Origin of the sequence: Oxynema aestuarii AP17 (genome assembly GCF_012295525.1) — a bacterium.
Taxonomy (GTDB): domain Bacteria; phylum Cyanobacteriota; class Cyanobacteriia; order Cyanobacteriales; family Laspinemataceae; genus Oxynema; species Oxynema aestuarii.
In genome coordinates, this window is sequence record NZ_CP051167.1 from 2,670,709 (window position 1) to 2,689,535 (window position 18,827).

Below are 18,827 nucleotides of genomic sequence, written 5' to 3' on the forward strand. Positions count from 1 at the left end.
CAGGCATGAGTTTTTATATCGCTCCGAAGTTTTTAGACAAATTAGCGGTTCACATTACCAAGAACTTTATGGATTTACCCGATGTTCGGGTTCCCTTAATTTTGGGAATTCACGGACGCAAGGGCGAGGGTAAATCCTTTCAGTGCGAACTGGTGTTCGAGAAAATGGGCGTCGAAGTCGTCCACATGTCGGCGGGAGAACTCGAAAGCCCGGACGCGGGGGATCCGGCGCGCTTGATTCGCCTGCGTTATCGCGAAGCTGCCGAACTGATTCGCACGCGCGGCAGAATGTCGGTGTTGATGATTAACGACCTCGACGCCGGGGCCGGACGATTCGATCGCTCCACCCAGTACACGGTCAACACCCAACTGGTCAACGGGACGTTGATGAATATTGCGGACAATCCGACCAACGTGCAGTTACCGGGGAGTTACGACGAGACTCCCCTGCACCGGGTCCCGATTATCGTCACCGGAAATGACTTTTCGACCCTCTACGAACCGTTAATCCGTGACGGTCGCATGGAGAAATTTTACTGGGAACCGACCCGGGACGATCGCATCGGTATCGTGTCGGGAATTTTTGAAGCGGACGGACTCTCGCGCGCTCAAATCGAACAGTTAGTGGATACCTTCCCAGAGCAATCGATCGACTTTTTCGGCGCCTTGCGATCGCGCTTGTACGACGAACAAGTGCGTAAATTCATCGACCAAATCGGCTTAAATCGGGTCTCGTCGCGCTTGCTCAAAAGTACGGAAGGGGCGCCGAAGATCGAGCGACCGAACTTTAATCTAGAACATTTGCTCGAAATCGGTCATCTGATGTTCGACGAACAAGACCGAGTGCGTCGGATGCGCCTGTCGCGGGAGTACATGAGAATTGACGATCGCGACGACGACGAGGAAATCCGGCCCGCGCGATCGCCGCAAGCGGGGAAAGCGGTAGGGCGCAACCGCACCGAACGCAGCCAACCGGAAGCCACACCCCGGGCGAATAACCATTCGGCTAACGAGGGAACCTTACCTTCAGAGATTGCCGAACCGTTGCAACAACTAGCGATCGCCGGATATAACATCGGCATCGAATTCGTGGATAAACGCCGTTTCCAGACCAATTCCTGGAAAACTTGCGCCTGTATCGCCAGCGATCGCCACGAGGAAGCGGCCCGGGAATTAGCCAATTGTTTGCAAACCCATCCCAACGACTACGTGCGGATTGTCGGGATCGAACCGCAAGCGAAACGCCGGGTCAGCGAGACGATCGTTCAACGTCCCAACCGCTAAAGGGTCGGCCCACCCTATTGAACGCTGGTGACTTCTCCCAGGCGGGTAAAGCGGATCTCGATCCGACGGCGGGTTTCGTCGGCGTTGCGGTTGATATCCGCAAATCCGCCACTGGGAGAGACCAGTTGCGCGGCGGAATAGGCGCGAAATTCCAACCCTTGCAAGCGTTTTTCGTTTTTCTGAATATTTTGTAAAATCTGCACCACCGCCAGCGATCGCATCAACCCCAAATCCGCATTAGAACCGGGAACCAGTTGACTGACCGCCGTATTGCCACGGGCCACTTGTTCCAGGGAGCGATCGAGATTGCTGGCGCTGCTTTCGTTCGGTTGTCCGTCGGTATGGCCGATAATTTCTACTACATCAATTTGATATTGTTTGGCGTTCGCTTCGATTTGCGGGACTAACTGCGATCGCACGTAACTTTCTAAAGCATCGGGAACTTGGGCGCTCCCCGACTCAAACCGATAGGAACCCGTATCTCGAATCACGATGATTGGCGGTGCTTTGGGCGTTTCTAGCTCTTCTTGCAAGCGTCCCTTCAAATCTTCCGTTTGAGCGTTGAGCGCTTGATTTCGGGCAGCCAGGGCTTGATTTTGTTGCGTTAAAATGCCGATTCTTTGTTCCGCCGACGCCGCGCGATCGCGCTGTTTGTCCAAACTATTTTCTAACCCGACAAGCTGTTCTCGCAAGGCGGCTTCGGTTTCGCGCATACTCGAAATCGAAACCAACGGTTTAATAATTGCCAGCAATAACAGAAAACTGAGAATCATAAACGCATTGGACATTAAGTCCGTAAATGCGGGCCAGATATCAAAATCTTCTTGAATTTCTTCCAATCGCGATCGCCCGCGTACCATTCGCCCTTCCTCCCGGTGAAAATTATCGTAACTTGACCCAGTTTTTAACTTGGGTTAGATCGACTTCCGCTTAAAACATAAGTTTCTTCAAATAGGATAACAAATCCGCTATTTTTCCCGGACTCGGCCCACAAACAGACGGGTTCAGACAAAACGATGGGTAAATTCGCAGGTTAAATCGATTCTCCCTTTGCGTAACATCGCCGGATCGAGTCGTTCGGTGGTGTTACAAGTCATCAAAAAGACGATTTTCTGGGTTTCTTGGAGGCGGCGATCGTCGATGATACTTTGATAAAGGGTTCCATCGAGCAAACTTAAAATATGCTCGGTTCGATTGCTTTGTTGGGCGATTTCGGTAGAGCGATCTTGCGCCAAGTTATCGGCTTCGTTGATAATAATACAAATTCGCTCTAAATAATTGGGCGGAATAAAGTTTTCTACGCCGTCGCGATCGAGAATAAAAATCGTATAGCCGAGAGGGACTAAAATTTCTTTAGCCACCGCTTGAGTCCACGCCGTTTTACCCGTTCCCGGAACCCCATGAACGAGAATCGCCAACTGATTTTGGTTAAAAATCGCCTGTTGCACCGCATCGGTGAAAATCTGAATATCTTGAGGGAAAGAACGAATTTCAAACTCGCTATTAAGTTGTCCGACGCGACTGTGATAGCCACTTAACATGACCGCAAGATTGTAAGTTGCTTTATTAATTAATGACCCGAGTTCTCGGGAAATCAGGGTATAGCGTTTTTGCGAACGTGCCCCAACTTGCATTTGTCCGAGATAGTCTATTTGCAACCAAATATCGTGGGATTGCCAATAAGCGAAAATGGTTCCCATGGTTTGCAGGCGTTCCCAACTGACAAAGCGTTCGACGGGATAGTAAAAACTTCGGTCTTGATAAACTTGAGTAATGAGATTGGGGCGGTCTAATAAATCTAAGATCTTAAAAACGGTAATTTCCTGAAAGCGACGCAATACGTAGTCAATAGGAATGCTATCTCGACTGACAATTTGTTCCGTGGGAGTGTCGATACTGAGGGTGTCACATTCTCGATAGTTGGGTGTGGGTGGGGTCGGGGTGATGTAATCCCAAAATTCATCGAGATCGCCTCGGGTATAATCGGAAAAAAGATTAAAAATATTCGCCCACCAAGCATAATCTTTCCGTCCGAGGGCGTCGGCAACATCGCTAATCACATCCAGGGTTTTTTTGGTGAGTTCAAAGGTATCGTTACAGCAAAGATGATAGAAAAAATTCCAGTCAAATTCTCGATAAAGCGGTCGCCAACCTGCACCGAGTAATCCCTGTTCTGGGGACGAGTTGGCGCGATCGCGATCGTGGGAGTTCCCAAAATATCCGGTTCCCATAAGTTGTATTGTTTCTGAGGAATAGCGATAGAAAAAAAGAGATTTTAAACCCGCTCAATTTAAAGCGGTTAACGCGATAAAATCGGTTGTATTTAGGATCGATTTCGATCGCGGGTTGGGATGAAGGCGATCGCCCGAGACCCGATCGATTGACCCGATTGAGTCGGAATCGATCTTTATACTACATAAATACTACACAATTGTCAAGTCTGCGGATGGTAAGCTGAAGGCGCGATCGCCCGGACTGGCGCCCCAATCCCGGGGTATAGTGAATAGTTAAACCCAATTCATTGCGGGTGGAGGAGGAGAAAATGCAATTATCCGAACCCGAAATCGATCGCTTTTACCGTCTTTATTATTCTTTATTAATTGATGTCAACCAAAGAATTAATGGATTTGAACAATTACGCGAACTGGAGGATTTAGTTGATTTTACGATCGCAGAAATTGAAATTCTCCGCCAACAGCTTTATCAACATCCGGAATTATTCGATCGCTTCCTCGAAGAGAATCCCCGGGATTTTTCTTCAGAAGATTTAAACTTGGTTCGCAGTTGGAAAACTTTTATTAAAGGAAAATTCTATATTTTTGGATACCGAGAACAGTACACCCTCTTTTTAGTCGATCGCAAACCGAGTAAAGTTTATGGGGTGTTAGCTTTAGATATTCCATTTCGCGAGTTAATTGGAAGTGCGTTACCCGCGATCGTCGAAACCGTGTTGCTTCCTTTTGGCGATCGCATTATTTACGACGGTATTTTACAATCTTATCCATTTTATTTCGGCTGTAGCATTCGCGGAACGCTTCAAGATTCTTATCAAGAAGCGGAATCTAAATTTGGGATTATTACCCGTTTAGACGAACCCGTTCGCCAAAAAAGGGAAGAGTACAGACCGCAAGCAGAAATCGCGGCGATGAGTGACGAAGCCTTAATCGACTATTATATCGAACACGAGGGCGATCGCGATCGATATCGCGAACAACTCGAAACCGCGATCGCCAATAATACTAAACTAGCCAAACAGTATTATCAAAAAATAGGTCAATATAGCGCCGATCGCGTCGCTAAAAATTATAAGAAAATTGGCATCAAAAAAGCCTGGATTGCTTTTTACGAAGAGACGGCGATCGCCACCGGAACCACAAAAGCAGAACTCGAAGGAATTTTAAAAAAACTTCTGTCCGTACAAAAACGGAAAAATGTTTATATTTATCGACTAAAATAAACTAAAATAGTTTAAAATAATCTTAGATAATATCAACTCTTTTATAAAACACCTGGAAATGTAATGTTTGAAAAATAACTCATTTCAAACTTGTTACCCTTGCCCGATCGACCGAACGTTTAAACTCGATACTTTTAACTGGATAAATGATGCCTAACTTTCGATTTTTTTTACCTTACGTCACTCTCATCCTCGCCGGATGTAATGCGATCGCGCCGACAGGCGATCGGCCCGCGACGACCCCAGAAACTACGAATACAGCAACGGAGGCGATCGGTAGCGAAACGACCCCAAGCGCCCCCAATCGCCTCGAAACGGCAGTTTTATCCCCCCAACCGATTCGCATTTCCGCCGCCAACCTCCCCGAACCGTTCCACAGCGACAGCGTCGCCAAACCGCCGCAAGTCGTCCCCATTCCCGATCGCCCCATTTTAAACGTCCCCGAAGGGTTCGAGGTCAACATTTTCGCCGAAGGACTGACGAGTCCGCGTTGGTTGGCGCTGACGCCGACCGGAGACGTTCTGGTGACCGAAACCCCAAACAACCAAATTCGCCGCTTGCGCGATACTGACGGCGACGGCGTGGCGGACGAGCAAAATATCTTTGCCGATCGCACAAATGGCTTAAATTTACCCTTTGGGATGGCGTTTACCTCCGATTCATTCTTTTTAGGAAATACCGGAGAAGTCCGCCGCTTCAACTATCAAAACGGACAACCTCAACTCACCGGAAACGGAGAAAAAATTGCCGACTTACCAGGAGAAGGATACCGCCAACATTGGACGCGCAACGTAGTTGTTTCTCCGGACGGACAGCAGCTTTACGTTTCCGTCGGTTCGCGATCGAATGTAGACCGAGAAGAATTACCGCGCGCTTCCGTCCAAGTGATGAATTTAGACGGATCGCAAGTCGAAATCTTTGCCTTTGGTTTGCGTAATCCAGTGGGGTTAGATTTTCACCCGATAACCGGAAAACTTTATACGACAGTCAACGAACGCGATGGATTGGGAAATGATTTAGTTCCGGACTATTTGACGGGATTGAATCGAGGGGAATTTTACGGATGGCCTTATGCCTATTTTTCTCCACAAAATTTAGACCCGCGCCGGACGGTCAACGGACGCAGCGAAGCGCCCGAATTAGTCCAAAAAACAAAGATGCCCGATGTTTTATTTCAAGCCCATTCTGCGGCATTGGGGTTGCAATTTTACGACGGTGAAAGCTTTCCAGAACGCTATCACAATGGAGCATTTGTGGCCTTTCGCGGTAGTTGGAACCGCGATCGCGCGACGGGATATAAACTCGTTTTCGTTCCTTTCGACGAGAACGGACAACCCCAGGATTATTATGAGGATTTTCTCACCGGATTTTTGGCGAACGAAGAAACACCGACTACCTGGGGACGCCCGGTGAGTGTTTTAGTTTTAAATGATGGTAGTCTATTATTTACTGAAGAATCGAATAATCGCATTTATCGGATTCAGTATCGACCGTAGACCAATGCAAGGGCGATCGTCTATTTTTAAACAATTTCATAGCTTTTCTCGCAAATATGCGATAATTGTTTTGGGACTAGATTTATTCCGCTCTACAGCATTTTCCTCTGCTAGGCAAGACATTTAGAACTCCCGAGAGCTGTATCTACCTGACCAATCTGAGAAAAGCTACATCCATTTTACTGACAATCCCGGTTGGAAATTGTACCGTCTGGCATCGTAGTTTCGCATAACTTTACTTTTTCCATTAACGCTCCTTTTACACTGGCATAAGTAAAATCAGCACGGGTTAAATCAGCCCCAGTAAAATCAACATTAGGTAAGCCCGTTTCTCCGGCGGGAGTAAAGCCAACTGCTTGAAAATTTGCCCCAGTTAAATTGGCATGTCTAAAATTAGTATCGCTCAAGTAAGTACAAGTTCCCGCCCCACAAGAAAAATCGGCTTGAGATAAATTAGCCCCTTCAAAGTTTGCCCTTGCTAGGTTAGCTTGTCTCAAAATCGCTCTTTCCAGATTCGCCTTGGAAAAATTCGCGTCGCTTAATTGGGTGGCTCCAAAAATCGCCTCTTGAAGGTTGGCGCCGGAAAAGTCGGCTTCGTTGAAGTTTCGTAAGGCGAAATCCTCAAAAGCAAGGTCACAGTTTTGACAAGAATTGATTTCTCGATTTAAAAATCTCTCTTTTTTAATTTCGGGTCGATTGGAATCGGCGATTAAAATCGCGGGTACGGTCATAAATCCGGCGAGGTAACAGACGCAACCCAAGGCGCAAGAGCGAGGATTTATCCATTTTTGCCAAGGCGAACGGGAATCTTTTTGAAGTGAGTTTTGACGGTTGTCTTCCATATTTGCCCTCGAAGAGAAGGGGGACTGATATAGGAGCTGAAGTGACGCGCAAACTGAAAAGGTTGGATCTGATTGTAATCTAAAAATTGAATCTCTTGCTTTTTGCCTCTCGTTAACGCTGTAACCCAAAAAAATAACCCTCACAGAGGAGGGTTGGGAAAATTGGAGATTTAGGCCGAGCCACAGACATTATTCAGGTAAGTTGTTGCTGGCGTAAGCATCCATGCGATAAGCGGGAACCCGATCTTTATAGTCGATATCTTGTCCGGTAATTGTTTTCGCTAATTGCTCGAAGGATTCGGAGCGCCAGTTGCGTTCGTGGATGGGTTTGGTTTGTTCGCCTCGGAAGTAAGCTTGGGTTCCGATGACGGCGGCGGCGGCCCAACCTGCGATAAATAAGGCAATCAAAATGGTGAAAGTAGCCATATCTGTGATGTCCTCGATTGAAATTTACAAAATTTACAAGTTTACAAACGTACAAATGTACAAAAAACGTAGATTAAAGCGAACCGAAGTGGTTTTCTAGCTGACCCCTGCCGCGACTAAGAGCAGTCCGGTAAACAAGAGGATGGAGAAGGCACCTTGGAGCATGTAACGGCGTTGCTGGGCTTGAGAGGGATATTGGGCGTAATACATTTTCGGTTCGGTGGCGTAGTTGTTGAGGATGCCGCGTTCGTCGGTGGTGGTGTACATGGCGATGAACTCCTTTCGTTTGCCTTGTTGTTAACTAATGTAACGCAGTGTAAAGAAATATTACTGTGACTTGACAAGAAAAAAATCGTGATCTTTGTCACGAGGAGGAAGGGTTGGGGCGCCGACGGGGGGCAAAAACTGAGGGGGATGTCTGTTGTTTTATGCCTTGATTCAGTTAGAGTGAAAAACTGAGCAAGCCTTTAAGCAGATGATTTCCGATTGGTTATGCAGCAGCCCCCGAGCGAACACCCCGAGCTCAATTGCCTTTCGATGCAACTGAGCGGTCAACCGATTTCCGACCCAACCCAAGATACGGAATTCCTCGATCTCTACGTGAGTCTCCACTTTCACGAAGCGTGGCAAAGCATCGAGGAGGGGCGTTTCAAATTTGGGGCGATCGGTGGCACCCTGAAGCTGGCGCTCGATCGCGCCGAAATGGCGGTAGACGAGAGCGAACCCCCGAGCCGTACTGTCAACTTTGACGGGGAGGCGATCGCCGTTGAGGTCACCCGAGGGGGTAGCGAACGGCAACCCACCTGGACTTGGACTCTCAAAAGTGGCGCCCCGGTTCTGCACGGCGGGATCGATCGCCTCAAACTCGGAAGAGCGCGACTGACGGGCCAACCGTTCTCCATCGAAGCCACCTTTGAAGTCAGCGCCGCCAACCTCGCCTTGATCGAAGCCGAACGGTTGTGGCCCCACGACATCAGTCCCAACAAACACGGCGTTCTCGAACGGCGGCTGATCCAAGAGCTAGCGGCGTTCAAACTGCAACCGTATCTCAGCCGGGTCGAACTGCGCTACAGCAGCTTAGACCGGGAACCGAGCCTCACCCAATACGAGATCGACGCCTCGGAGACGGGATTCGATCGCCTCCAAGAAACGATCGCCCGGGTCATGGACGCCAAAACCGACGACTTCACCGAACTGGCCCAACTCGCCGAACTCGACCTACTCCAAGATTTTGCGGGCGCCAAACTCTGGGGCTGCAATTTGAGCGGTGTCGATCTCAGTGGAGCCAACCTGGAAGGAACCAAACTGCGCGGCGCCGACTTGTGCGATGCGGATTTAAGCGAAGCGAACTTGCGCGGCGTCCAACTCGGCGGCGCCGATCTGAGTGGGGCACTGTTGAGCGATGCCAACTTAGAACGGGCCGACTTGCATCGCTGTAGCTTGGCGTTGGCGAATTTAAGCGGCGCCAATCTGGTCGGCGCCAATTTAACCGAAGCCAACTTAAGCAACGCCAATCTCAGCGATGCCAAGTTGATGGGAGCGAACCTGAGTGGGGCCGACCTTCACCAAGCCGGATTAGTGTTGACCGATTTGACGGAAACGAACTTAACCGGGGTCAAAGTCGAAGGCGCGCGGTTTAAAAAAGATGCGGGTTTGTCTGTCGAAATCGAACAGATGTTAAAAGCAGGCGGCGCTATTTTTGAGGAAGCGTGAGCTAGGGGAGTGGGATGAGTGTAGAAGAGGGCGATCGCCTGCTGAAAGCGGGAATCGAGCGCTATCAAAACAACGAATTTGAGGCGGCTTTAGATGCCTGGGAGCAGGCCGGAGAAATTTATCAAAAAGTGGGCGATCGCGCCCGCGAAGGGGCGGCTGTAGGCAACTGCGGCGCGGTTTATCAGGCACTAGGACGCTTGCACGAGGCGATCGCCGCTTACGAGCGACATCGGGCGATCGCCGACGAGATCGCCGATCGCACCGGACACCTCAATGCGCTCTTTAATTTGAGCAACACTCATGCCGCTCTCGGCGACTTCGAGCGGGCGATCGCCTGCCAGCAGCAACGCCTCGCGATCGCCCGCCAACTCGGCGATCGGCGCTTGGAATGCAGCGTCCTGTCCGAGTTGCAGCGTCATTACACCACCAGTGGCAACCCCTCCCAAGCCCGAGCCTGCCAGCGCGATCGCGCTTACATCGCCCGAGAACTGTTCGATCTCAGTCCCAACCGCGATTTTCAAAACTTTTGTACCGAACTCGGTCTCGACCTGCGCCGGGACTTTGCCGGAGCGAATTTGAGTGGCTTGGATCTCGACGACGCCGATTTTGCCAACGCCAACCTCCAAGGCACCTGTTTGAGTCGCTGTTCTCTCCAACTGGCGAACTTTTGCGGCGCCGATCTCTCCGATGCGGATCTCGTGGACACTCTTGCTATTAACGCCAACTTCAACCGCGCCAACTTACAGCGTGCCCACCTGCGTCGCGCCGATTTACGCACCAACTTAAGCGGCGCCAACTTGCAACAAGCCTGTTTGGAAGGCGCTAATTTAACCGCAGCTTACCTGCAAGGCGCCAACCTCAGCGAAGCGAATTTGAGCGGCGCCAGTCTGAAAAATGCGGATTTAAAAGGGAGCAATTTGACCGGGGCCAACCTGACTGCCGTGGATTTGACCCGGGCTGAATTGAATGAGGCGACGGTCAGCAAAACCCGCTTTGTCGCGGCGATCGGACTGTCTCCCGAAGTGGAAAATCAATTGCGCGATCGCGGGGCGATCGTCGAAAGCGAAAGACCCGAGAGCGAGTAAACGCGGCTCGGGCCTTGAGGTAAATGTCGAATCGATCGAACGGATGCGGCAATTTACATTAAGCCAATTTGAGACAAGATCCCTTGTCCGGTCATCAACTCGGTGAGTAGACCGATCAGAAACCCGAGCATCGCCAAACGACCGTTCCAGGTTTCCGCAAATTGGGTAAAGCCAAATTTCGTGGTTTCGTTATCCATGTTTACAATTACTCCTGCTGTTGCAATTTTTAAAAACTCAAACGTCGCACAACCGACGGGAGATCTACATTAAGCCGATTTGAGACAAGATCCCTTGTCCGGTCATCAGCTCGGTGAGCAGACCGATGAGGAACCCGAGCATCGCCAAGCGGCCATTCCAGGTTTCCGCAAATTGCGTGAATCCAAATTTGGTGGTTTCTTCGTTCATGGCTCAGAAAACATTCCTTTTGTCAACCCTTGTAATATAAGTTAACGCAAACAGCCTCGGAGTGCAACGTTTTATTAAAAAAATTTGACAAATATTGAGCAAGCCCCCCGCAGTTCCGAGGAGAGCGCCACCCCTTCAGCCCCCGAAACGACTGCCCTGCGTTCGATCGACGACGAGGGGGCGATCGCCTCGGTATCCGTCCAAAGGCGAACTGGGGACGACCGGGGTTAAATTCTCCGGGCGAAACAAAATTATGGTTGCATCCATTCCTTATCTATAGGAGGAGATCGGGTCTTGAGGGGTCGTCCGGCGATCGCCAAACCCGGCAATGTTATTATCGCTGCTAGTCCGAGATCGGGCTGTCGTCCTTAATTTGTCCCGCTTCAATCAATGTTGTTGTTAAATTTCTTCGGGCGAACTTGTCTCTATTTAGTCACGACGTTGGCGGTCGTGGCGATCGCCCTAATTGTCAAATTCTTGTCAATTTTATTAGGAGATGAAATTGTCTATCAAATTCCCTTAATTGGCGATGCCTTTTTGAGCTTAGAAATCATGGAAATTCTGAATATTCTAGTATTCGGAATTCTCGGAATGGGATTCGGACTGGCGACAGTTTTGCTGCCCCGTTATTTCAGCAATCGAGTCAGCTTTTATACCCTCGTCGTACTCGTTCCTTTGATTTTTAGCACGAGTACAATTTTTCGTTATTATAATTGGGTTCAAGAATTCGCCTTTCGGGAAAATATTTCTTACGAACAGTCCCGAAGAATCACCAATACATTTTTAAAAAATCAGACGGGCGATCGCCAAGGCTTTGTCGGGTTCTATTTTTACACCGCGCAGTTTCCCAGCCTTCCTTATAAAGAGAAAGAAATGGTTCTGCTCGACGAACTGGAACAAAAAAGTAAAGACCGATTTTCTCGCTTCACCGGGTTAGACGATCGAATAGTTTCTTATTTATTTGCCGGACGAGGCTGGGGTTTGCGTTTCTTTTATTTATTTCTTTCGATTTTCGTGGCGATCGTTAACTTTCAAATTGGGATCAAACAAGTTAAACGGACTTGAACGAATGGGGGCATTTTCCGGGGCAAGGATCTACGAAGTCTTCCGATCGCCTCCCGTTTAAAAACGGCAAGTTACACTAGAAAGATGGAGATCGCTCACTTCAAGAAAAACCACTAGATTCGACGAGCGGGGCGATCGCTGTTTTCAGAAAAATCAGTATTTTTACCGAACAACCAGGATCCAGAGATGAAGCTTAGGGACAGCATGAAGGCGATCGCTCAGTCCCTCAATCTTAATCTTTAATAAAAAGCGGCGATCGATAAAGCAAATTTAAACTTAAGACTCTGATTTTTCCGATGTGGCTTCAACCATGTTATAACGGACTCGAAGATCTGGCCAACCCTTGAATCTCAATCGAGACCGACCGCGATCGCCATTCCAGATTTTCCTTAACTCTAAGATCTCCTAGTTTCCAAAGCTTTCAAGCTCGGAACGAACCCTAATTAATATAGATAGCCAGATAAAATTTCCTCCGTCCTTACAATCGATTATTTTGCCGCCAGAAACCTGGCTCTAGACGAACCATTATGCGTATTCTGATTTACTCTTACAATTATCATCCCGAACCAATTGGAATCGCTCCGTTAATGACAGAATTAGCGGAAGGAATGGCGAAAAAAGGCCATAAAGTGCGGGTGATTACCGCCATGCCCAATTATCCGGAGCGTAAAATTTATGCTCCCTATCAAGGGAAATTTTTTATGGCCGAAATCGTGAACGGAGTAGTAGTCGAACGCTGTTTTATTTTTATTCGACCTCAGCCGACCTTATGGGATCGTCTGTTGTTAGATGGCAGTTTTGTCATTAATAGTTTGCCCCAAGCATTTAACGGTTGGCGTCCGGATGTAATTTTAGCAACGGTTCCGCCTTTACCCGTGTCGGTTCCCGCAACAGTTTTAGGGAAATTATTGCGATGTCCGGTCGTCTTAAATATTCAAGATATCCAACACGAGGCGGCGGTCTCGGTGGGATTGCTCAAAAATAAATTTGCGATCGAGGCGTTTACCCGCTTGGAGAGATTTGCCTGTCATCAGGCGGATAAAATTACGGTTATTGCGGAAGGCTTTAGAGATAATTTATTAAATAAAGGAATTCCGGAAGAAAAAATTTCGTTGATTCACAATTGGGTCGATGTTAATTTTATTCGACCCTTGCCAAAAGAGGAGAATTATTTCCGAATTCAGAATAACTTAACGGGGAAATTTGTCGTTTTATATTCGGGCAATATTGCGCTGACTCAGGATTTACCGACAGTGATTAAAGCGGCGGCGCGACTGAAGGATATTGCGGATATTCAATTTGCGATCGTGGGAGAAGAAAAGGCGATCGATCGCGTTCGTGATTATTGCGAAATGTATGACGCCCCCAATGTAATTTTGCGACCGTTTCAACCCCGAAAAAAACTACCGGAAATGTTGGCGGCTGCCGATGTAGGGTTGGTGGTTCAAAAAGCGAATGTCATTTCTTTTAATATGCCTTCTAAAATTCCGGTGTTGTTAGCAAGTGGTCGGGCGATTGTCGGGTCGGTTCCGGATACGGGAACGGCGGCGCAAGCGATTCGTAAAAGTGGCGGAGGGTTGGTGGTTCCGCCTCAAGATCCGGACCATTTGGCGGATGCCATTCTCAAGCTTTATCACGATCGCGATTTGACGGAAACTCTCGGTCGCAAAGGTCGCGAACATGCGCTGGAGTGTTATGGGTTTGAGGATACCTTGAATAAGTATGAGGCGCTCTTTGAAGAGGTCGTGGCGCAGTCGAAAGCGCCCGATCGCCGATCGCATTGAGTGCGGAACGGTCCTAGGGGACTCATGGAGATCGTCGCAGGGTTTCCAGGACGAGAGATAGCCTGGTTTCTGCCGTGCGTTTCCAATGGCTTTTGAGGGGAAAAGCTGGAGGTAGGGGGGAGCATTTGCGGGGGGTCAGGCAGAGGCGATCGCTTGTCTCTTAAAAGTTTAAAAAATGTAATTTAATTTTAGGAAAATTTACGCATTTTGCAGGAATTGCGATAAAAACTTAACTGTTATAATAAATTGAGTAAATACTTTTAAGTGTTTGTTAAGTTGTCGGGGGTGAAAAGACAATGCGCGATCGCATTTTGGCTTGGTTGGAAGAGCGAGTTCCTGCAGGACGAATCCGCCATATTCTGCGGGTCGAACAGATGGCGGGAGAGTTGGCTCTACTGCACGGAATCGACGAAAACCGAGCTAAATTAGCGGGGTTGCTGCACGATTTGGCGAAATATTTCAAGCCGAAAAAGTTATTAGAGATGGCGACGAGGGAGGGGTTGGAAATTGACGGAGTATTGGAAGCGAACCCGCACCTATTACACGCCGATGTCAGCGCGATCGTCGCCCGGGAGGAGTTTGGGGTCAAAGACGAGGAGATGTTGGCGGCGATCGCCGATCATACGTTAGGGCGTCCGCAGATGAGCGCGCTCAGTTGTGTGGTGTTTTTGGCGGACAGCTTGGAACCGGGACGGGGGAATACGCCGGAGTTAGCCGAACTCAGACAAGCCTGTCGCGACGATCTTTATAAGGCGGTGTGGCTGACGGGAGATTATACCCAGCGCTACCTGATCGATCGCCAGCAGTTGATCCACCCGCGCACGATTTTGACCCGGAATTGGGCGATGCAAGCGGCGAAATCGGCCAAATCGGCTCGCAAGCAAGGCAGTGGCGATCGCGTTCCGGCTTGAAATTTGCTAGGATTACATCAAAAACAAAGGGAGATCGATTCGATCTTCACCAGACAAGTCCTTCGCTGTTTCGGTCTGGAAACGGAGGCGCGATCGCCCGAAGCGACCGACGGAATGCAGCGAGTCAAATAAAATTCGATAACAAATAAATTGATGGAGTTTTAATGTCGGAATATTTTCAAGCTCAATCGAATATCCCGTTAACCTTGAATCGCGGAGGTGACTTCAGCGACGAAGACAGCCAAATGCTCGCCTTGACGATCGCCCGCGCGGCCCAAGACCGCAAAGGGGGGGATTTGGTTTTGCTGAAAGTCTCCGACGTGTCCTATTTAGCCGATTACTTCGCGATCGTCACCGGGTTTTCCAAAGTGCAAGTGCGCGCGATCGCCCAAGCGATCGAAGAGCGCGTCGAGCAAGAATGTCACCGCAAACCCCTGCACGTCGAAGGACAAGGGGAAGGATCGTGGTTAGTTCAGGATTACGGCGACGCGATCGTTCATATCCTGATGCCCGAAGAACGAGACTATTACAATCTCGAAGCCTTCTGGGGTCATGCGGAACGCCTCGACCTCGACGAGTACGGATTGGGAGAATAACTCAGATGAGGGAGACATCGATCGCGCAATGTCCCGTCCCTGACGAACAGCAACCGCTCAACGAATACGAACAACTGAAAGAATCGTGTTTCTTCGGCTGGGCCACGCGAGATCGGCAGGATTACGCGACCAAAATCGCCCTCATTTGGGGATGCAGTTGCGCCCTGTGTTTCCCGATTGCGGCGGCGAGTTTTGCACCGAGCAAACATCTCGGAGAATGCGTGTTGTGTACGGCGGGCGGGGGGAATTTATTTTTATCGTTAGCCTTATTGCGCTTGTATTTGGGCTGGCGTTACGTGCGCGATCGCCTCTGGAGTCCTACAATTTTCTACGAAGAATCGGGATGGTACGACGGTCAGGCATGGACGAAAACCCCCGAACTGCTCGCCCGCGATCGCCTCGTCGTCAACTACCAACTCCGACCGATCCTGACGCGCCTCAGCCGCAGTCTCGGAGCGATCGCCCTGTCCTGTATCGTAGGAGCAACCCTGTGGGCCTTCCTCTGAAATCGGGAAGACCGAGAGGCGATCGGCCCGGTTCCCCTTTCTCGGAACGGTTGTTTTTTGTAGGCGATCGCCTCTAATGTAATCGGGGGCTTCGTGTCCTCAATCAACTCGCCGTCGTGTCCCTCACCAAGAGGTAAATCCAACCCGTGACAATGGGAAAACGTAACTCAGCCGCATCTCTTGAAGTCCGCTTACTCCGCGAAGGGATTGTCGAATCGACCCACAACGTTCAAGCCGTCGTTTGCGATAACCGGGGTCGAGTGCTATCCGTCGCCGGGAAGGCCCAAACCACCGCCTTTATCCGCTCGGCCCTCAAACCCTTCCAAGCCCTCGCCGTCACCACTACAGGCACCTTAGAACGGTTCGATTTAACCGATCTCGACTTGGCCATTATTTGCAGTTCCCATCGCGGTACCATCGAGCAAACCCGTCAAGCCTTTAATATTTTATGGCGCTGCGATGTCGATACCTCCGCCTTGCAATGTCCGATTCCCCCAGGGAAGCAAAGCCCCCTCGAACACAACTGCTCCGGAAAACACGCCGGAATGCTGGCGGTGTGCAAACAGCGTCATTTTCCCCTCGAAACCTATCTCAAGCGCAACCATCCGGTTCAGGAGTTGATTTTAGATAAAGTCGCCGAATTGCTGCGAATGCCCGCCGCCGAATTTATCGCCGTGCGCGACGACTGCGGGGCGCCAACCTATTTGATGGAATTAGGACAGATGGCAACCCTTTATGCCATCCTCGCCTCCGGGGATAGTGTCGATATGGAACGGATCGTGCGCGCGATGGTCGCCCATCCCACGATGGTCGCCGGACCGGGAGAATTCGATACCGAGCTGATGAGTCTGACCGAAGGGGAAATCGTCAGCAAGTCCGGCGCCGAAGGCGTGCAATGTATCGGACGAGTCGGAGAAGGGATGGGACTGTCGATTAAGGTACTCGACGGGGCCAAACGGGCTAAATATGCCGTCGCCATCCACTTGCTCAAACAACTCGGATGGATTACCCCGACGATCGCCGAAAATCTGGCCGACAAGTTTATTGACCTCACGCCCCTCAAGCGTCTCGATGTCGTCGGGGAAGTTTCTTTTTTATAAGCTTGTGATTGGGAGGAGCGATCGCCTGTCAGTCGGGGCGATCGTCGATACCTTCGGATCGATAACCCATGTTCGTCAAGGAATTAGCGGGTTCTTTCCACAGAAATAACAGGCTGAGTAAGCTTAGCCGACGATCGTCAGAAATGCTACAGCAGTTTTCGCTGTTGGGCGGTAAATTTCGATCCCCCTAAATCCCCCTTTTTAAGGGGGTTGGCGGGATCTTTGCCTCTTGTCCCTCATGACAGCGCGAATTGCTGTATAAGCCGCGATCGCCTCAACAAGCAACCGCTTAATTGGCCCTATCCTCATCTGTGCAACTCAGTTCTTATCTGTGGGCTTCTTCGTCACTTCACTGGATAACCAAGCCAAATTTTTACTAATGAGTAACTCCGACTTTTTGGCATGATGAGTATTTTTCATCGCCACTTGTTTCATCTCAAAATCATAAAAATTTCCCATTTCTCTTAACTCCACCGCATCATTGTAAGTCATTAAAAAATCCCCTTTTAATCGAGCGGCTAAAGCGAAAAGCTGCTGATGATTCACCTCCGAATAACGATAAAGTCTTTTGCCCGTTTTTGGATAAGGCGGATCGATGAAATAAATCACATCTTCTCGGGAATAATTCTGTTGGCAAACATCGAATCCATCTCCTTGAATAAAATTGATTTTATCTTTAACTCTTCCAATAGCAAGAATCCGTTTTTTAAGTGTTTCGGGATACCATCTCGACCGAATTCCTTTACCATTTTCTCCTTTTTTAACAAAGCTCGATCCATCCGCCAAAATACCGCCTCGATTGACACGATTTTTGACAATCGTAGCAAAAGCTAGAGATTCTAAAGATTCATTCGCATTTTCAATAACTTCTTTAGCATTTTCTGGAGTCAATTGAAAATTAACAATTTTATCTGCAAGCCATTGGGCACCTCCATTAAGAACAATTTGCCATACAGCCGCAACACCTTCATCTTTTTCCACCATTGTTACCCGGTGAACTAAGTTTTCACATGCAGCCGTCAAACTGACAATCCCTCCCCCAGCAAAGGGTTCAATCAGTTCTTTACTACTAGCTTCCCGCTCATTCAACCATTGTCGAATCTTGGGAATCAACCATGTTTTCCCACCTGCATATCGAAACGGACTCCGTTGAGGGACAGTAGCAACATTGACAACTTTAGAATTTACATCCACCTTCTTAGAAGGTAATAGATTGGCTTTTGACATTCGTTTTAACCCTGTTTTCACGAGCGAAACCTACTGTACGAGCGGTTTTCATTGCTTCAGTTTTGTAGGTGACTATCCAGTTTTTTTTGTAAGCTTTCAATAAAATTTTCTGAATGACCGATTTCAGGAGTAGAAATTCGATTAATTGCCGCCCAATACTCAGTATAAACGACATCGGTGAGGACAAGTTGAAAGCGATCGTTCTGTTTTTGGAGGTCGTAAAGATTCCAGGCTAGATCGGCGCGATCGCGTGAAACTCGCACTAAAGAGGGTAGGGTTTCAAAAAATGCTTTTTGTACCGCAATAACCTGCTTTTTACCCCACTCATGCAAAATGGTTCCTTTGTAAAGGAGTTGAGGAATTAATCGTTTGCGCGAAGATGAAAGGTAATCTGGAGTCGGATAGTAGGGGGTTAATTGTGACTCCTTAATATTTTCCCAATTTTCAGGCTGATTCATGTAGACTTCAAACGGTTGTCGGATATTGCCTGAAATGTAGACAGACTGAACTTCAACCGCTCCAAAATCTATGATTTTCCCGCGACGGTCGTAAGCAACCAGTACCAAGTCGATATTGCCAGCCGATTGATTATTAGCATCTTTTAAACGAACTTCTGTTAGAATTGTCCACTGTTGATTTTTCCCAAAAAAGAAATCAGCAGCATTTTCAGCAATCAACCAATCTTGACGAAAACGAACCGGGCAAGTAATGACGGGAGCTTTCTTATGGTAAATGCTACAAACACCGAGGGGATTATTTGCTTTATCTTTGGTACAGTTAGCGACTTTATTATTGTAAGGACACAGCCGATCGCGACGATATCGATTTGCTTCTTGGGAAAAACTGTTACTAGGAAAGCCAAAAACCTCTGCAAGAGGATTATTAGACATTTGAGCTGACCTTCAATGAGGATAAGTAGGTGTCTATTTTT

Annotated in this window: 21 protein-coding genes; 11 read left to right on the top strand and 10 right to left on the bottom strand. The window is 48.7% G+C overall.

The genetic code is table 11. The features are described 5' to 3' along the window. Nucleotides 1–5: 5 nt before the first annotated feature. On the top strand, nucleotides 6–1,283 hold the full coding sequence (locus tag HCG48_RS10835; protein ID WP_168569177.1) for a RuBisCO small subunit-like domain-containing protein: 1,278 nt from the start codon (nucleotides 6–8) through the stop codon (nucleotides 1,281–1,283). Between the two features lie 14 nt (nucleotides 1,284–1,297). Here the strand turns inward: HCG48_RS10835 and HCG48_RS10840 are convergent, their stop codons facing one another. Together HCG48_RS10840 and HCG48_RS10845 are read right to left on the bottom strand one after the other, a co-directional pair. After that, the gene (locus HCG48_RS10840) at nucleotides 1,298–2,143 is read right to left on the bottom strand and encodes a flagellar motor protein (RefSeq protein ID WP_168569178.1); all 846 of its coding nucleotides are present in this window, start codon (nucleotides 2,141–2,143) and stop codon (nucleotides 1,298–1,300) included. A gap of 144 nt (nucleotides 2,144–2,287) precedes the next feature. Continuing rightward, nucleotides 2,288–3,514 (bottom strand): AAA family ATPase, encoded by a 1,227-nt coding sequence (locus HCG48_RS10845; protein WP_168569179.1) that lies wholly within the window; start codon nucleotides 3,512–3,514, stop codon nucleotides 2,288–2,290. A gap of 311 nt (nucleotides 3,515–3,825) precedes the next feature. On the opposite strand from HCG48_RS10845, the gene HCG48_RS10850 reads away from it, so the two are divergent. Together HCG48_RS10850 and HCG48_RS10855 are read left to right on the top strand one after the other, a co-directional pair. Beyond that, complete coding sequence (locus tag HCG48_RS10850; RefSeq protein WP_168569180.1) at nucleotides 3,826–4,740, top strand: hypothetical protein; 915 nt, start codon at nucleotides 3,826–3,828, stop codon at nucleotides 4,738–4,740. Nucleotides 4,741–4,886: 146 nt separating this feature from the next. Continuing rightward, complete coding sequence (locus HCG48_RS10855) at nucleotides 4,887–6,236, top strand: PQQ-dependent sugar dehydrogenase (RefSeq protein ID WP_168569181.1); 1,350 nt, start codon at nucleotides 4,887–4,889, stop codon at nucleotides 6,234–6,236. A 179-nt stretch (nucleotides 6,237–6,415) separates the two neighbouring features. On the opposite strand, the gene HCG48_RS10860 is transcribed toward HCG48_RS10855, so the two are convergent. The 3 genes from HCG48_RS10860 to psb34 form a co-directional block, all read right to left on the bottom strand. After that, on the bottom strand, nucleotides 6,416–7,078 hold the full coding sequence (locus HCG48_RS10860; protein WP_168569182.1) for a pentapeptide repeat-containing protein: 663 nt from the start codon (nucleotides 7,076–7,078) through the stop codon (nucleotides 6,416–6,418). A 189-nt stretch (nucleotides 7,079–7,267) separates the two neighbouring features. Further along, nucleotides 7,268–7,504, bottom strand: a complete 237-nt coding sequence (locus HCG48_RS10865) for a photosystem II protein, Psb35-related (protein WP_168569183.1) — start codon at nucleotides 7,502–7,504, stop codon at nucleotides 7,268–7,270. A gap of 96 nt (nucleotides 7,505–7,600) precedes the next feature. After that, complete coding sequence (psb34, locus tag HCG48_RS10870; protein WP_168569184.1) at nucleotides 7,601–7,771, bottom strand: photosystem II assembly protein Psb34; 171 nt, start codon at nucleotides 7,769–7,771, stop codon at nucleotides 7,601–7,603. Nucleotides 7,772–7,996: 225 nt separating this feature from the next. Here psb34 and HCG48_RS25990 point away from each other — a divergent pair, with 225 nt between their 5' ends. Together HCG48_RS25990 and HCG48_RS10880 are read left to right on the top strand one after the other, a co-directional pair. Then, complete coding sequence (locus tag HCG48_RS25990) at nucleotides 7,997–9,217, top strand: pentapeptide repeat-containing protein (RefSeq protein WP_246260029.1); 1,221 nt, start codon at nucleotides 7,997–7,999, stop codon at nucleotides 9,215–9,217. Nucleotides 9,218–9,231: 14 nt separating this feature from the next. Then, nucleotides 9,232–10,302, top strand: coding sequence for a pentapeptide repeat-containing protein (locus tag HCG48_RS10880; RefSeq protein WP_168569185.1), 1,071 nt, complete (start codon nucleotides 9,232–9,234; stop codon nucleotides 10,300–10,302). A gap of 53 nt (nucleotides 10,303–10,355) precedes the next feature. Here the strand turns inward: HCG48_RS10880 and HCG48_RS10885 are convergent, their stop codons facing one another. The 3 genes from HCG48_RS10885 to HCG48_RS26470 all read right to left on the bottom strand — a co-directional run bounded on the left by HCG48_RS10885 (nucleotide 10,356) and on the right by HCG48_RS26470 (nucleotide 10,974). Further along, nucleotides 10,356–10,499: a CAB/ELIP/HLIP family chlorophyll-binding protein gene (locus tag HCG48_RS10885; RefSeq protein ID WP_168569186.1), complete on the bottom strand. Its 144-nt coding sequence runs from the start codon at nucleotides 10,497–10,499 to the stop codon at nucleotides 10,356–10,358. Nucleotides 10,500–10,563: 64 nt separating this feature from the next. After that, entirely contained in the window at nucleotides 10,564–10,707 is a 144-nt protein-coding gene (locus tag HCG48_RS10890) for a CAB/ELIP/HLIP family chlorophyll-binding protein (protein WP_168569187.1), read from the bottom strand. 135 nt (nucleotides 10,708–10,842) lie between these two features. Next, a complete protein-coding gene (locus HCG48_RS26470; RefSeq protein ID WP_281362111.1) occupies nucleotides 10,843–10,974 on the bottom strand; it encodes a hypothetical protein in 132 nt (43 codons plus the stop codon). 123 nt (nucleotides 10,975–11,097) lie between these two features. Here HCG48_RS26470 and HCG48_RS10895 point away from each other — a divergent pair, with 123 nt between their 5' ends. From HCG48_RS10895 to HCG48_RS10920, 6 genes are all read left to right on the top strand, one after another. Then, nucleotides 11,098–11,772 carry a hypothetical protein gene (locus HCG48_RS10895; protein WP_168569188.1) on the top strand — a complete coding sequence of 225 codons (675 nt, stop codon included), beginning with the start codon at nucleotides 11,098–11,100 and terminating at the stop codon, nucleotides 11,770–11,772. Between the two features lie 527 nt (nucleotides 11,773–12,299). Then, nucleotides 12,300–13,556, top strand: a complete 1,257-nt coding sequence (locus HCG48_RS10900) for a glycosyltransferase family 4 protein (protein WP_168569189.1) — start codon at nucleotides 12,300–12,302, stop codon at nucleotides 13,554–13,556. Nucleotides 13,557–13,852: 296 nt separating this feature from the next. Continuing rightward, a complete protein-coding gene (gene yqeK, locus HCG48_RS10905; RefSeq protein WP_168569190.1) occupies nucleotides 13,853–14,467 on the top strand; it encodes a bis(5'-nucleosyl)-tetraphosphatase (symmetrical) YqeK in 615 nt (204 codons plus the stop codon). 164 nt (nucleotides 14,468–14,631) lie between these two features. After that, nucleotides 14,632–15,063, top strand: coding sequence for a ribosome silencing factor (gene rsfS, locus HCG48_RS10910; protein WP_168569191.1), 432 nt, complete (start codon nucleotides 14,632–14,634; stop codon nucleotides 15,061–15,063). Between the two features lie 5 nt (nucleotides 15,064–15,068). After that, nucleotides 15,069–15,569 carry a CGLD27 family protein gene (locus tag HCG48_RS10915; protein ID WP_168569192.1) on the top strand — a complete coding sequence of 167 codons (501 nt, stop codon included), beginning with the start codon at nucleotides 15,069–15,071 and terminating at the stop codon, nucleotides 15,567–15,569. Between the two features lie 146 nt (nucleotides 15,570–15,715). Continuing rightward, a complete protein-coding gene (locus HCG48_RS10920) occupies nucleotides 15,716–16,669 on the top strand; it encodes an asparaginase (protein ID WP_168569193.1) in 954 nt (317 codons plus the stop codon). A 318-nt stretch (nucleotides 16,670–16,987) separates the two neighbouring features. Here HCG48_RS10920 and HCG48_RS10925 read toward each other — a convergent pair whose 3' ends face one another. Together HCG48_RS10925 and HCG48_RS10930 are read right to left on the bottom strand one after the other, a co-directional pair. Then, complete coding sequence (locus HCG48_RS10925; RefSeq protein ID WP_246260030.1) at nucleotides 16,988–17,917, bottom strand: DNA adenine methylase; 930 nt, start codon at nucleotides 17,915–17,917, stop codon at nucleotides 16,988–16,990. 35 nt (nucleotides 17,918–17,952) lie between these two features. After that, nucleotides 17,953–18,786 carry a NotI family restriction endonuclease gene (locus HCG48_RS10930; RefSeq protein ID WP_168569194.1) on the bottom strand — a complete coding sequence of 278 codons (834 nt, stop codon included), beginning with the start codon at nucleotides 18,784–18,786 and terminating at the stop codon, nucleotides 17,953–17,955. Nucleotides 18,787–18,827 lie beyond the last annotated feature (41 nt).

What these genes read in the sequence shown, in the direction of transcription:
- HCG48_RS10855 (WP_168569181.1), top strand. Translation starts at nt 4,887, where the DNA reads ATGATGCCTAACTTTCGATTTTTTTTACCTTACGTCACTCTCATCCTC.
- HCG48_RS10915 (WP_168569192.1), top strand. Translation starts at nt 15,069, where the DNA reads ATGAGGGAGACATCGATCGCGCAATGTCCCGTCCCTGACGAACAGCAA.
- HCG48_RS10845 (WP_168569179.1), bottom strand. Translation starts at nt 3,514, where the DNA reads ATGGGAACCGGATATTTTGGGAACTCCCACGATCGCGATCGCGCCAAC.
- HCG48_RS10880 (WP_168569185.1), top strand. Translation starts at nt 9,232, where the DNA reads ATGAGTGTAGAAGAGGGCGATCGCCTGCTGAAAGCGGGAATCGAGCGC.
- yqeK (WP_168569190.1), top strand. Translation starts at nt 13,853, where the DNA reads ATGCGCGATCGCATTTTGGCTTGGTTGGAAGAGCGAGTTCCTGCAGGA.
- HCG48_RS10890 (WP_168569187.1), bottom strand. Translation starts at nt 10,707, where the DNA reads ATGAACGAAGAAACCACCAAATTTGGATTCACGCAATTTGCGGAAACC.
- HCG48_RS10900 (WP_168569189.1), top strand. Translation starts at nt 12,300, where the DNA reads ATGCGTATTCTGATTTACTCTTACAATTATCATCCCGAACCAATTGGA.
- HCG48_RS10850 (WP_168569180.1), top strand. Translation starts at nt 3,826, where the DNA reads ATGCAATTATCCGAACCCGAAATCGATCGCTTTTACCGTCTTTATTAT.
- HCG48_RS10895 (WP_168569188.1), top strand. Translation starts at nt 11,098, where the DNA reads ATGTTGTTGTTAAATTTCTTCGGGCGAACTTGTCTCTATTTAGTCACG.
- HCG48_RS10835 (WP_168569177.1), top strand. Translation starts at nt 6, where the DNA reads ATGAGTTTTTATATCGCTCCGAAGTTTTTAGACAAATTAGCGGTTCAC.
- rsfS (WP_168569191.1), top strand. Translation starts at nt 14,632, where the DNA reads ATGTCGGAATATTTTCAAGCTCAATCGAATATCCCGTTAACCTTGAAT.
- HCG48_RS26470 (WP_281362111.1), bottom strand. Translation starts at nt 10,974, where the DNA reads ATGGATGCAACCATAATTTTGTTTCGCCCGGAGAATTTAACCCCGGTC.
- HCG48_RS10860 (WP_168569182.1), bottom strand. Translation starts at nt 7,078, where the DNA reads ATGGAAGACAACCGTCAAAACTCACTTCAAAAAGATTCCCGTTCGCCT.
- HCG48_RS10885 (WP_168569186.1), bottom strand. Translation starts at nt 10,499, where the DNA reads ATGGATAACGAAACCACGAAATTTGGCTTTACCCAATTTGCGGAAACC.
- HCG48_RS25990 (WP_246260029.1), top strand. Translation starts at nt 7,997, where the DNA reads ATGCAGCAGCCCCCGAGCGAACACCCCGAGCTCAATTGCCTTTCGATG.
- HCG48_RS10930 (WP_168569194.1), bottom strand. Translation starts at nt 18,786, where the DNA reads ATGTCTAATAATCCTCTTGCAGAGGTTTTTGGCTTTCCTAGTAACAGT.
- HCG48_RS10865 (WP_168569183.1), bottom strand. Translation starts at nt 7,504, where the DNA reads ATGGCTACTTTCACCATTTTGATTGCCTTATTTATCGCAGGTTGGGCC.
- HCG48_RS10840 (WP_168569178.1), bottom strand. Translation starts at nt 2,143, where the DNA reads ATGGTACGCGGGCGATCGCGATTGGAAGAAATTCAAGAAGATTTTGAT.
- psb34 (WP_168569184.1), bottom strand. Translation starts at nt 7,771, where the DNA reads ATGTACACCACCACCGACGAACGCGGCATCCTCAACAACTACGCCACC.